Source organism: Arthrobacter oryzae, assembly GCF_030718995.1.
GTDB lineage: Bacteria > Actinomycetota > Actinomycetes > Actinomycetales > Micrococcaceae > Arthrobacter > Arthrobacter oryzae_C.
Map to the genome: position 1 here is coordinate 3,177,714 of NZ_CP132204.1, position 12,848 is coordinate 3,190,561.

Consider the following 12,848-nt stretch of genomic DNA (forward strand, 5'->3'; position numbering starts at 1 on the left):
CCCAGCATCCCGAAACGGCCCAGCATGAGGAGTCGGTGCGACGGCTGCTATGCGACGGCGACTAACCGTTCATGATCTCGTCACGCCGGGCCATGTATTCCTCCATGGCGATTTCGCCGTTGCTGTACTGCTGGTCGAGCTCGGCCAGTTTCCGCGCGCGGAAACCCTGGGGGGCCGACGGCGGCGGGGGAGTTGCCGGGGCGGACGGCTGCTGCGGTTCCTGGCGTGACTGGTTGGCCGGATACTCAGGGCTGTCCTCGTAAGGGACCTGCCCGGGGCCGCCCGGAGCCGGGTAGCCCGGGTTCTGGTAGCCCGGATTCTGGTAGCCCGGGTTCTGGTAGCCGGGGGCCGGGAAGCGGGGGTCCTGATACGGCTGGTCGAGCGGAGGCTGCTGCCGGCCGCCGAGCTGCCGGAAGCCGCCGCCGAAGTAATCCTGCTGGGTGTAACCGTCACGCGGCTGGTTATTCGGGCGCCCCGGCTGCTGCCCGGGAAACTGACCCGGGAACTGGCCGGGATACTGGCCGTTGAAGTCCTGGTTCTGGTTCCTGCCCACGCGCTTCCGGTACATGCGCATGGCGAAGGGAATCAGGAACGACAGGACGATGATCCAGAAGAACACGTTGTTCACGGGGGAGGGCCTCTCAGAAGTGTCCTTTCAGTTTAACCCCCGCCCCCGCCGCAGGCACTCCCAGGAACGTCCCGTACTCGGCCACTGCCGCATCAATCGCGCTGTTGCCGGCAGGCCCGGGCTCCCGATCGGTGCGGATATCCAGCTCACAGCGTCCGGGACGCAGGACATGGCGCCACGAGCCGATCATCCTGCCCTCCCTAAGCACTACATGCATCGGCGTGCTGCCGTCAGGACGGGCCGGGGCACGGCCGCCCAGGAAATACCGTGACTGTGAATAGCCCATGATGTATTCGTCGTAGCACTGAACCAGGTCGATCCGGGGGTGCCCGCCCTGCCCTGTACCGGGCCCGGGAGGCACCTCGGCCCAGCTGAAGTAGAACTCCAGACCGTCAAGGACGGTTGTTTCGAGCTCGCCGGGATCGGCTTCCAGCGCCAGGCCGAGGCCCAGCCGGATGTCGGTGACGGTGAGCCCGGACCAGTCGGCACAGTCCTTCACGGTTGCTGGTCCGCGGCTGCGGAAATAGCGGCGGACCAGTTCGGCCAGCGCGGCAGGACGGTCGACGGGCCCTCCCGTTGACGGCGGGACGCGTTCCTCGAAAAGCGCGTAGGTCTGCTTCAACGCGCCGCTGGTACTGCGCACGGGTGTTCCGCTCGTCAGGACGCCACTGACCTCGGCGTGCATGACCAGGTACGCGAGCTCCAGGCCTTTGCCGGCAAATCCGTGCCGCTGCAGTTCCGCGGCGAGCTGCTCCCGGGTTTTATGGGAGCCGCCGGTCACCGCGGCACCCAGGACGCGCGCGCTCCGGGACGCCGAGTCCGCATCAATGCCCGTCTCGCGGTAGATGGCCCCGTTTCCCCGGTGCAGCCGGGGCGCGGAGAGCGTCAGCAGCCAGCGAAGGTCATCCCGGTGCACGAAATGCCAGGTGGGCCGCAGGATATGCGTTCGGAGGATCCGGCCGTCGGCCACTGCCTGTTCGACGTCGGCGGCGGTGGCTCCCGCCGTGCGCTGCGCCAGCGACCACCGGGCATAGGCAAATTCCTGCGACTGGACGGCGAGCAGGTTCTTCAGGGCGGCTTCGGCGGAAAGCGCGCAGGGAGGACGGAGCTGCTGCTGTCGCAGCCGCAGCCGAACGACGTCGTCGGCGTCCACCCGCGCACTACCCCCGTTCGGACTCGAATCCCGGCGCTTCGCCCGAGCCCAGCGGCATCGCGGGACCGAACACCGGACCGGGCGTCGGCCGCTTGGCCGTGACGCCGTCGCCGGACGATTGATGGCGCAGCCGGCGGACAACCCAGGGAACGAAGTATTCGCGCGCCCACACCAGGTCTCCGGACCGCGCCTGCCGCCAGCTTCGCTGGGGCAGCGGCTTGGGGGAGAGCGGCTCCAACGTGTGGTTGATGTTGAGCGAATCAAGCACCATCGCCGCGATCGTGTGGTGGCCCAACGGGGAGAAATGCAGCCGGTCCTGGTCCCACATCTGCGGATTGCCGAGCTGGCGAAGCGACCACATGTCTGCAATGACGGCGTCGTGCCGGGCGGCCACGGTCCGGAGGTTCTCGTTATAGATCGCGATCTTGCTGCGGACCCGGCCCAGGACGGATGACCCGGTGTCCGGTCCGTTGAACAGCACCACCGTGGCGCCGCCCAGGCTGAGGATGTGCACCACCGAATCCAGCTTTTCGGCCAGCGCGTCAGGGTCTCCGCCGGGCCGGATGAGGTCGTTGCCTCCGGCCGAAAGCGTCACCAGGTCCGGCCTGAGGGCAAGGCAGGGGGCCAGTTGCTGGTCAACGATCTGTTCAAGCAGCCGGCCGCGCACCGCCAGGTTTGCGTAGGCAAAATCTGTGTGGCCCCGGCTCAGTTCCTCGGCCACGCGGTCCGCCCAGCCGCGGTGCCCGCCGGGGCTTTCGGGTTCCGGGTCGCCGATGCCCTCGGTGAAGGAGTCTCCCATGGCAACGTAGCGGCCCCAGGGGTGGGCATCAACGGTGTCCTGCGGGTTCGGAATGGCTTCAGTTTCGCTCACGTTTCCATCCTGCCTCGTGAAGCCAAAGCTACGCCACCGTAGGTTGTTACCGGGCGGTAACTGCAAGAATGGTTCCATGACTGAAGCCGAAGTTTCCACTGCCCCTGTTGTCCTGTGGTCCACTCCTGACGAAGAGCGCTCGGGGAAGCCCCTGCTGGTCCTGCTGCACGGCTACGGTGCGAATGAGGAGGACCTGCTCAGCCTGTCCGAGCTGCTGCCCGGGGAATTCGCCGTGGTATCCGTCCGGGCCCCCATTGCCATGGGTCCGGGCTTCACGTGGTTCCCGCTGACGGACTCCGCTGAGTATTCGCTGGATGCGGTCAAAGACGCCGCCGCCTTTGTGCTGGACTGGCTCGACGGCGTCAAAGGCGACCACCCGTCCGTCACGTTGCTCGGGTTCTCGATGGGGATGGCGATGGCCACCACGCTGCTACGGCAGCGCCCAACGGACTTTGCCGCCGTCGTCGGGCTTTCCGGCTTTGCGGTGAACGCCGGAGGGGACCCGACTTTCCGCGACGACGAACTGGACGGCAGCGTCCCGCTGTTCTGGGGCCGCGACCAGCAGGACCCCGTCATCACCCAGGACAAGATCGAATACACCATGGGCTGGGTGCGGAAGCACGTGAAGCTGACGAAGGTCCTCTACACAGGGATGTGGCACGGGATCAACCAGCAGGAGATCGGCCACGTTTCCGAGTTCCTCACCCACGAGGTGCTGAAGAAGTAGCTCAGGAGCCTGCGGGTGTCAGGATCCGCACGGTCCGGCCGTTGACGGTGACAGTGTCGCCGTGGTGCAGCTGCCGTCCGCGGCGGTCATCGATCTCGCCGTTGACTTTGACCAACCCGTTCTTGATCAGCTCCGTGGCCTCAACGCCGTCCTCCACGAGGTTGGCGAGCTTCAGCAGCTGGCCCAGGCGGATCATGTCGTCGCGGATGGGGATCTCTTCGATTTCCGGGGTGCTCATACAGCAATGATGCCTGACGTAAGGTGAATCCAGTGACCCATTCACCCCGTCTCCCTCTCATTGCAGGACTGCCGATGGCCGTGGCCGCCGGACTCGCCATCCCCGTCCAGGGCCGGATCAACGGCGCGCTGGGCGCCCGGTTGAACGACGGCATAGCCGCCGCTGTGGTGAGTTTCACCACTGGCCTGGTGGTGATGATTGTGGTCTCGCTGGTCCTGCCGCGGGGACGCCGCGGACTGGCGCAGATCCTGCCGGCGCTCCGCGAACGCCGTTTTCCACCGGTCTACGCAATGGCCGGCGGCATCGGCGCCTTCTTTGTTTTTGCCCAGTCCTTCACTGTGGGCCTGCTCGGGGTGGCGCTGTTTACCGTGGCCACGGTCACCGGGCAGACGCTGAGCGGGCTGCTGGTGGACCGGCTCGGCATCGGCCCTGCCGGCAAGAAGTCCGTCACCGGAATCCGGGTCCTCGGCACCGTGCTGACCATCGCCGCCGTCGCGTGGGCGGTGTCCCCGCGGTTTGGCGGCGCGGGCGACGGCGGTGCGGACCCGGGCCGGCTGCTCCTACCGGTGATCCTGCCCGTCCTGGCCGGTTTCCTGATGAGTTTCCAGCAGGCCATGAACGGGACCGCCACCGTGCACTACGGCACGCCCATTGCGGCCACCCTGGTGAACTTCGTCTCCGGCGCCACGGTGCTGTGGCTGGCCTGGCTGATCAAGGTGGCCGTTGCCGGGCCCGGCAACGGCCTGCCCCCGGAGTGGTGGTACTACCTCGGCGGCCCGATGGGCTGCGCCTTCATCGGGCTTGGCGCGCTGCTGGTCAGGAGCCTGGGGGTCCTGGTCACCGGACTGGGCATGATTGCCGGCCAGCTGCTGGGTTCGCTGGGCCTGGACCTGGCCTTTCCCGCACCCGGCACGGTGGTTGCCCTGCCCACCGTCCTCGGCACGATCCTGACCCTCGGCGCCATTGTGCTGGCCACGCTTCCGTGGCCGCGCGGCGCCCTCAAGCGGCAGCCGGGCCGGTAGGCTAGGACACGCAGCTTCCTGCACATCTTTCCTTCGTACCGCCCCGCCCGGCAACCAGCCGGGGACTGGGGCCTAGAAACCGCGCGGACCGCACCCAGCGGCCCTGTAGAAATTGGAGTTCCCCATGGCAGCAAAATCCGTTCTCGACCAGGTCATCTCCCTCTCCAAGAGGAGGGGCTTCGTTTTCCAGGCCGGTGAAATCTATGGTGGCTCCCGTTCTGCCTGGGACTACGGGCCCCTCGGCGCCGAGCTGAAGGAAAACATCAAGCGCCAGTGGTGGCAGTCCGTGGTTCGCGGCCGCGAGGACGTGGTGGGCCTGGATTCCTCCGTGATCCTGCCCCGCCAGGTCTGGGAAGCGTCCGGCCACGTGGAGGTCTTTTCCGATCCGTTGGTGGAGTGCCTCTCCTGCCACAAGCGCTACCGTGCCGACCACCTCGAGGAAGAGTATGAGGAAAAGAAGGGCCGTCCGGCCGAGAACGGCCTGAAGGACATCGCCTGCGCCAACTGCGGCACCCGCGGCGAATGGACCGAGCCCCAGGAGTTCTCCGGCCTGCTCAAGACCTTCCTCGGCCCGGTGGCCAACGAGGAAGGCATGCACTACCTGCGCCCGGAAACCGCGCAGGGCATCTTTGTGAACTTCAACAACGTGCTCACCACGTCCCGGAAGAAGCCGCCGTTCGGCATCGGCCAGATCGGCAAGTCCTTCCGCAACGAGATCACACCCGGAAACTTCATCTTCCGCACGCGTGAATTCGAGCAGATGGAGATGGAATTCTTCGTCGAGCCGGGCACGGACGAGCAGTGGCACCAGTACTGGATGAAGGAACGCATGGACTGGTACACGGGCCTGGGCCTCAAGGCCGAGAACCTCCGCTTCTTCGAGCACCCGCTGGAGAAGCTGAGCCACTACTCCAAGGGCACCACGGACATCGAATACCGCTTCGGCTTCCAGGGCTCGGAGTGGGGCGAACTCGAAGGCATCGCCAACCGCACGGACTTCGACCTCTCCACGCACTCGAAGGCGTCCGGCCATGACCTGAGCTACTTCAACCAGGCCACCAACGAGCGCTACACGCCGTACGTGATCGAGCCCGCGGCCGGCCTGACCCGGTCCTTCATGGCGTTCCTCATTGACGCCTACACCGAGGACGAGGCCCCCAACGCCAAGGGCGGCGTGGACGTCCGCACCGTGCTGAAGCTGGACCCGCGCCTGGCTCCCGTCAAGGCCGCCGTGCTGCCGCTGAGCCGCAACGAGGACCTGTCGCCGAAGGCCAAGGCCCTGGGCGCCCAGCTGCGCAAGAACTGGAACATCGACTTCGACGACGCCGGCGCCATCGGCCGCCGCTACCGTCGCCAGGACGAGATCGGCACCCCGTTCTGCATCACCGTGGACTTCGACACCCTCGAGGACCAGGCCGTCACCATCCGTGAACGCGACACCATGAGCCAGGAGCGCGTCTCCCTGGACAAGGTGGAAGGCTACCTGGCCGCGCGGCTGATCGGCGCCTGAGCATGGCCATCGAATACCGTGAATGGCGCGAGGGCGATGACCTGGCGCTGCTCGAACTCTGGGGAGGCCCGGAGACCGAGCAGGCCCGGCAGTTCCGCGGCACCCTGGCGCCTTCGGGCAACTCGCCGTGGCGCCGGTGCATCGTGGCCGAGGACGTCGTCGACGGCGTGGCCATCCCGGTCGCCGCTGCTGTGGTCCACGAGGCATCCCTGCACCCCGAGCGGCTCTGGGCCTACATCGAGGTTGCGAAGGACCACCGCCGCGCCGGCGTCGGTTCCACCCTGCTGACCATGCTCCGGCACGAAGCCGGCCAGGCGCCGTCGGGCGTTTCCCGGCTCCGGACCAAAGTGGAACCGGGCACGCCCGGAGCCGCTTTCGCCGAGGCCGCCGGCCTGGCCCCGATCCAGCGCTCACGGCTCGTGGTGGTGGAGCCGGGGGCACTCAAGCTGCCGGTGTTCGGCGACGGGTCCGAGGCCGCGGCGTCCGAACAGATCGAGGACCTGGCCACCGGCTCCGTGGAGCTCAGCGACGTCGTGGGCCGGTACTACACCGCCGTCCACGGCTGGGACAGCCCGGGCGAACTCAGCGTCGGCACGGTGCAGCGCCTGTTCCTGGACGAACTCAGCGGAGCGCACGGCGCCATTGTGCTGCGGGCGCCGAAGGCCAGCGCTTTCGGCCAGGGCGTTCCCGCCAGCAGGAAGGGCAGGCTCGAAGCGTTCGCCATCAGCTATGCGGAGTTCGTACCAGGCGGGGAGAACCCGGCAGCGGGCGGCGAAGGTTCCGCAGCGGGCCAGCCCACGGACGTGTTCGTCGGCCATGAGCCGAAGCTGTCGGACGAGGAAGCCCGCGCCGCAGTGCGCGACCTGCTGGCACTCATTGCGTTCCAGCACCCGGTGGTGCTGGAACTGGACGACTCGATGACCGCGCTGCGCGCCGTCGTCGACCCTTTGCTGGAGAGCGGCAAGGCCACCCTCCGGGGTACCGAAACCCTGGTAGTTTCCGACCCCGCCTAGGCACCGGGGAATACCGGCCCGCAGTAGTCCGCTACTGCGGGCCGGCCTGCTTAACCCGCCTGCCGCCCGCCCGGCGCGGCCCCTCGGCCCGGTCCAGCTGCCGGCGTTCCGCTTCCGTGGGGGCGCCGCCGCCCAGGTGCGCGGGCATCCACCAGGCCCCGCGCGGCGGTGTGAGCGGGAAGTCCGCGATGGCCGTGTCGATCCCGGCCTGCAGCACCCTCCGGAGTTCTTCGGTGGCAGGCTGGGCGTCCTGGGCGGGGCCGGGCAGGTGGGCGGGCAGCAGCGGCCGGCCCACATGGATCCGCACCGGCGCCCGCCAGGCGCGGCGCGGTGAGAAGCCGTGACGGCGGGTCATCAGCCGGTGCGCTCCCCACACCGAGACGGGGATCAACGGCACGCCGGCTTCAGCCGCCATCCGGACCGCTCCGGTCTTGCAGTCGCGGACCGTGAAGCTGCGGCTCACGCCCGCTTCGGGAAGGACCGCGATGATTTCCCCTTCGCGGAGTTTCGCGACGGCGGCGTCGTAGGCGCCGCTGCCCGGGCCGTAGGGCACCACCACGTGCCCGGCGGCGCTGATGGCGGGACCTGCGAACCAGTGGTCGGCTGCGCCCTGCGTGACCAGGTAGCGCATCTCGGCCCGGCTGTTCCACCACAGCGCCAGTTCGGCAAAGGCAAAATCGAGGTACCCGAAGTGGGTGATGGCGACGACGGCTCCCTGGCCCGGAACCACCCTGCGGGATGGTCCGTTGAGCGCTCCCGGCGGCGGCAGGTGTTCCCGGCCCGTAATGATCACACGAATCCCGAAGAGCCGGTGCAGCGCCAGGCCGGTGCGGACTATGAAGCGGTAGAAGCGGTCATTGGGCTGCGGCCGCCACGGCATGTCAGCGTCCGCCCGGCTGACCGCCAGCCGGACGGCGAGGCGGCCATGGGATAAAGCCCGACGTCGATTCGACGTATTCCTTGTAGCCCGGCCGCGCGGACATCGCCTTCTCCGTGAGCGGCTTCCCCGTCTTGCCTGCCAGTGCCCACACCATCAGGGCCGGGGACAGGATTGTCAGCACTCCGGGCCAGGAGTCGGCGGCAATAAGGAACAGGCCGGTCCAGACGGCGGCGTCGCCGAAGTAGTTGGGGTGGCGGGTGTAGCGCCACAGCCCCGTGTTCAGCACGGTTCCCTTGTTGGCCGGGTCCTTCTTGAACTGCGCAAGCTGCCAGTCACCCACGGTCTCGAACACAAAACCCACGACCCACAGCACCACGCCCAGGAGGGCAAGCCAGCCCAGGGCGCCGGTGGCAAACATCCCTACCTGCACCGTGAGGGAGACGAAGAACATTACGACGCCCTGGGGCAGGTAGACGCGGCGCAGGGCGTACACATTGCGGGAACCGGGGGCGTCGCTGAGCATGGCCTCGTAGCGCGGGTCTTCATGGCCGCCGCGGGCGCGCCAGCCGATGTGCGTTCCGAGGCGGAGCCCCCACAGCCCCGTCAGCAGGACGAGGAGGAGGCGCCGGCCGTCGTCGCCCGTTCCGGCGGACAGCAGCCACGAGACCGCAGCCACGGCAACGAAGCCGGGTCCCCAGGCCACGTCCATCACCGAGTGCCTCTGCTGGGCCACGGCCACGGCGAAGGTGACCGCCAGGACCCCTGCCACGGCCAGGGCAGTCCAGGGCAGGCTGGCCAGGAAGTCGTTCACCGGAAAATCGGCCATGGTCAGAGCACCACCGGAATGCCGGGGGAGGTGGCGGGCAGCAGCGCATCAAAGCGTGCCGCGCCGCCCGGTTCCGCGCCGGTGGTTTCGGCGAAGGCCTTGAGGACGAAGCCGGTGGCCAGTGCGTGCCACAGCCGGACCTTGCGGAACATGAAATGCCCTGCACCGGCCAGCGAGACGTACTGCAGCTCGTCAGCCCGGTCCGCGGCACGCCGGGCAAACTTGAGTGATTGGGCGGGGCTTGTCCAACGGTCCCTGGAGCCGTGGACAATCAGCACCTTGCGACCGGCCAGGTTCCCGGCCGGCGTCTCAGCGTTCAGCCAGGGGGCCAGGGCCACAACGGCGTCCACCTGGGGATCGTCGGCAGCGCAAATTGCAGTAAGGCCGCCCATTGAGTGCCCCAGCAGGTACACAGGAACTCCGGGGTGCTCCTCATGGATCCGGGCGAGCGCCCACCGGGCATCCTGTAGCGGCGACATGTCCGGTCCGTTCCAGCCGCGTACGCTGTTCCGCAGCGTCCAGACTGCAAGCCCGTGTTTCGCGCCGGCCCGGTGCAGTTGCTTTGCGAAAGGCACCATCCGGGCGGGGCTGAGGTGGCGGGCCTCCACTGGCTCGTAGCTGTGCGAGCGACCGCCGTGCAGGACCAGGGCCACGCCACGCGTGGCGCCCGCAGCCTCCTGCACGGTGAGTACAGGCTTGGTACTTCCTTCGACATTCCTGCGATTACCCATGCGGGCCTCCAGACTCCTCGTCCTACAGTTATAAACCCACGGGTCCGGGTGTTTAGTTCCCCGCCCGGCATTCCGGCTTACACAGGGCATTCGAAGCCGCCGGGCGGGAAGATGGGCGATCGGCCGCAACCAGCAATTTGCCCTTGACGGCGCCTGCCGAGAGGAGTAGGCCGGACGCGTAAGCTCCGGTCTCCGAACCCGGATGGGAGGCGACGTGGGCGGCCGGATCCACAATCGACGAGGATCGGCGGTACTGGAAAATGAACGCACAATCGCTCGATGCGCTGCGGGAACAGGTGCGGGGGCAAGTGATCACGCCGGACGACCCGGACTACGACTCTGCCCGCGCGGTCCACAACGGAATGATCGACAAGCGGCCCGCTGCCGTGGTGCGGGTATCCCAGGTGGCGGACGTCATCGCTGCCGTCAACTACGCCAGGGACAACGGCATGCCCGTCGCCATCCGGGGCGGCGGCCACAGCGGACCCGGATTTGGTACAGCGGACGATGCGGTGGTCGTCGACTTTTCCGCCACCAGGGGCGTCCGGGTCGATCCGGCCGGCAAAACGGCAAGGACGGAGGCCGGCGCAACGTGGGCCGACTTCAATCACGCCACGCATGCCTTCGGGCTGGCCACCACCGGCGGCATCGTCGGTTCAACCGGCGTATCGGGGCTGACCCTCGGCGGAGGCATTGGGTACCTGGACCGGAAATACGGCCTCAGCTGCGACAACCTCCTCTCCGCCGACGTCGTCACCGCAGAGGGGAAGTTCCTCACGGCCAGTGAAACCGAGAACGAGGATCTTTTCTGGGCGCTGCGCGGTGGCAGCGGCAACTTCGGCGTCGTGACTTCGCTGGAATTCCGCCTGCATCCCGTGGATATGGTTCACGCCGGCATCATCATCTACCCGCTGGAGCACGCCGAAACCGTCGCGAAGTTCTACCGCGAGTACATTGCTGCGGCCCCACGGGAGTTCGGCGCTTTCCTCGCTTTCCACCAGGGGCCGCCTGTTCCGTTCCTTCCCGAGGAGTGGCACGGGAAGCCGGTCTGCATTGTCGTCGGTATGTGGACAGGCGACCCGGCCGAAGGACCGGCCCGCTGGCAGCCGTTCCTCGACGCCGCGCCGGTGGCGGGGTCGATGGTGGGGCCGATGCCCTACCCTGCCCTGAATTCGGCCTTCGACGGGATGTACCCCAAGGGGCTGCTCGCCTACTGGAAGGCGGCCTTCCTGACGGAACTCAACGACGGCGCCATCAACGCCCATGCGGAGTTCGGAAAGCGGGTGCCCAGCGTACAGACCGCGGTGCACATCTACCCGATCGACGGCGCCGTGCACGATGTGGGAATTGCGGACACGGCCTTCCCCAACCGGAACGCCAGGTTCTCCCCGGTCATTGCATGCCATTGGGCGGATCCCGCGGAAAGCGCGGCGAACATCGCCTGGGTGCGGGACTTCGCGGCGGCGCTGCAACCCTACTCAGAGACGGCGGGCTACATCAATTTCATGGACGGCGATGACTTGTCGAAGGTCGCGGAAAACTATGGACCCAATTACGGCCGCTTGCAGGAGATCAAGGGCAAGTACGATCCGGGCAACCTGTTCCGTGTCAACCAGAACATCAAGCCCCAGTAGAGTGCAGGGATGAGGTTTTACTGCTGATGGGTGCCGGACACTCGCACGGTCACACAGATCATTCGGAGCCGACACCCCGGGCCCTGGCGGCGCGCAAACGGGCCAACTGGCTTTTGGCGGCGGTGCTGATTCCGCTGACGCTCCTGACCCTGGCGGCCATGGCCATGATGTGGCCGTCCGGGAACAAGGAGGACCTGAAGCTGGCCAGCCCGTACGCGGCGGCGCCGGGGGTGACGTTCGACACCGGCACGATCCAGCGGGTGGTGGTGGAAAGCTGCACGCAGGGCAGCGCCCAGGGCGGCGCTGCCCAGCCCGGAACGGGACAGGACAGCACGGGACAGGACAGCACGGGACAGGACAGCACGGGACAGGGCACGGCCCAGCAGGGGAGCGAGTGCACCTTCGCCTTCACCGAACCGGACAAAGGGGGCAACCCGGTCAAGGTGGTGATCAACCCGGACGTGGTGAAATCGCACGGCGTCAAAGTGGGGGACGACATCCGCTACCTGAACCTTTCCAACGCCCAGGGTGCGTCGGCGGGGCAGGGTGCGCCCGCCTATATCTTTGTGGACTTTGTCCGCACCTTGCCCATCATCCTGCTGGCCGTTCTTTACGCCGCCGTGGTGATCGCCGTGGCGCGCTGGCGCGGGCTGCGGGCGCTGATCGGCCTCGTGGGAGCCTACGCCGTGCTGGTGACGTTCATGCTGCCCGGCCTGGTGGAAGGGAAGCCGCCGCTGTTGCTTGCCCTGGTGGGTTCCACCGTAATCATGATCGGGGTCCTCTACTTTGCCCACGGCTTCTCGGCACGGACCTCCACAGCTTTGCTGGGCACCATGTTCGGACTGGGCATCACGGCGCTCCTGGCTGCCTGGGCTACCGACGCGGCAAACCTGGCCGGCGTCGGCAGCCATGACGCCGCCACGCTGGCGAACATTTCGGACAACATCTCCATCTCCGGCATCATCCTGTGCGGGCTGATCATTTCCGGACTCGGTGTGCTCAACGATGTCACCATCACCCAGTCCTCCGCGGTGTGGGAACTCTACGAACTGGCGCCGGAGACAAGCGCCCGCCAGCTCTTCTCCTCCGCCATGCGGATCGGCCGCGACCACATTGCGTCCACCGTCTACACCATCGCCTTTGCCTACGCGGGTGCGGCGCTGCCCATCCTCATCATCGTGATGCTGTACGACCGCCCCCTGGGCGAGGCGCTGACCAGTGCGGAACTGTCCGAGGAAGTCATCAGGACGCTCGTCGGTTCCGTGGGGCTGGTGCTGGCCATCCCCGTCACCACGCTGATCGCGGTGCTGGTGGTCAAGGCCACGGGGATCAGGCAGCCTGCCGTTGCCGAAGGGGGCGGCACCGCCTCCGGGCGGGCGCCTGTAACGCCCGACGACGTCGGGGACACCGGCGCGCTCGCAGCGGCGGTGTCGGTCTCGCGCGGCCAGCGGACGCGCGCCGCCGGTGTGCCCGCCCCGCGTGACGCCGGGCGGGAACCCGGCGGAGCGCCCCCGCCCGGCAGCCGGCGCGCCCGGCGCGCCGCGGAAGGGGAATAGCCGGCACCCGCCGCCGTCGGACGGGCGTTTCGACGGGCGGCTCGCCGATTTGCCCGGCT

The 12,848-nt window shown here is 67.8% G+C and carries 13 protein-coding genes; 6 read left to right on the forward strand and 7 right to left on the reverse strand.

The features are described from left to right. Positions 1-61: 61 nt before the first annotated feature. Genes Q8Z05_RS14465 through Q8Z05_RS14475 form a run of 3 tightly spaced genes read right to left on the reverse strand, consistent with a single transcriptional unit; the run spans position 62 to position 2,580 of the window. Positions 62-628, reverse strand: coding sequence for a hypothetical protein (locus Q8Z05_RS14465; RefSeq protein WP_305940309.1), 567 nt, complete (start codon positions 626-628; stop codon positions 62-64). 13 nt (positions 629-641) lie between these two features. Next, entirely contained in the window at positions 642-1,781 is a 1,140-nt protein-coding gene (locus tag Q8Z05_RS14470) for a winged helix DNA-binding domain-containing protein (protein WP_305940310.1), read from the reverse strand. A gap of 7 nt (positions 1,782-1,788) precedes the next feature. Continuing rightward, complete coding sequence (locus Q8Z05_RS14475) at positions 1,789-2,580, reverse strand: SGNH/GDSL hydrolase family protein (RefSeq protein WP_305943577.1); 792 nt, start codon at positions 2,578-2,580, stop codon at positions 1,789-1,791. Positions 2,581-2,728: 148 nt separating this feature from the next. Here Q8Z05_RS14475 and Q8Z05_RS14480 point away from each other — a divergent pair, with 148 nt between their 5' ends. Then, positions 2,729-3,379, forward strand: a complete 651-nt coding sequence (locus Q8Z05_RS14480) for an alpha/beta hydrolase (RefSeq protein ID WP_305940311.1) — start codon at positions 2,729-2,731, stop codon at positions 3,377-3,379. 1 nt (position 3,380) lies between these two features. Here Q8Z05_RS14480 and Q8Z05_RS14485 read toward each other — a convergent pair whose 3' ends face one another. Next, positions 3,381-3,617 carry an RNA-binding S4 domain-containing protein gene (locus Q8Z05_RS14485; RefSeq protein ID WP_305940312.1) on the reverse strand — a complete coding sequence of 79 codons (237 nt, stop codon included), beginning with the start codon at positions 3,615-3,617 and terminating at the stop codon, positions 3,381-3,383. Positions 3,618-3,649: 32 nt separating this feature from the next. On the opposite strand from Q8Z05_RS14485, the gene Q8Z05_RS14490 reads away from it, so the two are divergent. The 3 genes from Q8Z05_RS14490 (at position 3,650) to Q8Z05_RS14500 (ending at position 7,162) form a co-directional block, all read left to right on the forward strand. Continuing rightward, the gene (locus Q8Z05_RS14490; protein ID WP_305940313.1) at positions 3,650-4,639 is read left to right on the forward strand and encodes a DMT family transporter; all 990 of its coding nucleotides are present in this window, start codon (positions 3,650-3,652) and stop codon (positions 4,637-4,639) included. Between the two features lie 124 nt (positions 4,640-4,763). Next, positions 4,764-6,149 (forward strand): glycine--tRNA ligase, encoded by a 1,386-nt coding sequence (locus Q8Z05_RS14495; protein ID WP_043479986.1) that lies wholly within the window; start codon positions 4,764-4,766, stop codon positions 6,147-6,149. A gap of 2 nt (positions 6,150-6,151) precedes the next feature. Then, a complete protein-coding gene (locus Q8Z05_RS14500) occupies positions 6,152-7,162 on the forward strand; it encodes a GNAT family N-acetyltransferase (RefSeq protein WP_305940314.1) in 1,011 nt (336 codons plus the stop codon). Positions 7,163-7,193: 31 nt separating this feature from the next. Here Q8Z05_RS14500 and Q8Z05_RS14505 read toward each other — a convergent pair whose 3' ends face one another. The 3 genes from Q8Z05_RS14505 to Q8Z05_RS14515 are packed head-to-tail and all read right to left on the reverse strand — an operon-like array spanning position 7,194 to position 9,599. Then, positions 7,194-8,042: a lysophospholipid acyltransferase family protein gene (locus Q8Z05_RS14505; RefSeq protein WP_305940315.1), complete on the reverse strand. Its 849-nt coding sequence runs from the start codon at positions 8,040-8,042 to the stop codon at positions 7,194-7,196. Position 8,043: 1 nt separating this feature from the next. After that, positions 8,044-8,868, reverse strand: coding sequence for a DUF1295 domain-containing protein (locus tag Q8Z05_RS14510; protein WP_305940316.1), 825 nt, complete (start codon positions 8,866-8,868; stop codon positions 8,044-8,046). A 2-nt stretch (positions 8,869-8,870) separates the two neighbouring features. Then, positions 8,871-9,599: an alpha/beta hydrolase gene (locus Q8Z05_RS14515; RefSeq protein ID WP_305940317.1), complete on the reverse strand. Its 729-nt coding sequence runs from the start codon at positions 9,597-9,599 to the stop codon at positions 8,871-8,873. A gap of 260 nt (positions 9,600-9,859) precedes the next feature. On the opposite strand from Q8Z05_RS14515, the gene Q8Z05_RS14520 reads away from it, so the two are divergent. Both Q8Z05_RS14520 and Q8Z05_RS14525 read left to right on the forward strand, forming a co-directional pair. Next, positions 9,860-11,233: an FAD-binding oxidoreductase gene (locus tag Q8Z05_RS14520; RefSeq protein ID WP_305940318.1), complete on the forward strand. Its 1,374-nt coding sequence runs from the start codon at positions 9,860-9,862 to the stop codon at positions 11,231-11,233. A 26-nt stretch (positions 11,234-11,259) separates the two neighbouring features. Next, positions 11,260-12,789: a YibE/F family protein gene (locus tag Q8Z05_RS14525; protein ID WP_305940319.1), complete on the forward strand. Its 1,530-nt coding sequence runs from the start codon at positions 11,260-11,262 to the stop codon at positions 12,787-12,789. Positions 12,790-12,848 lie beyond the last annotated feature (59 nt).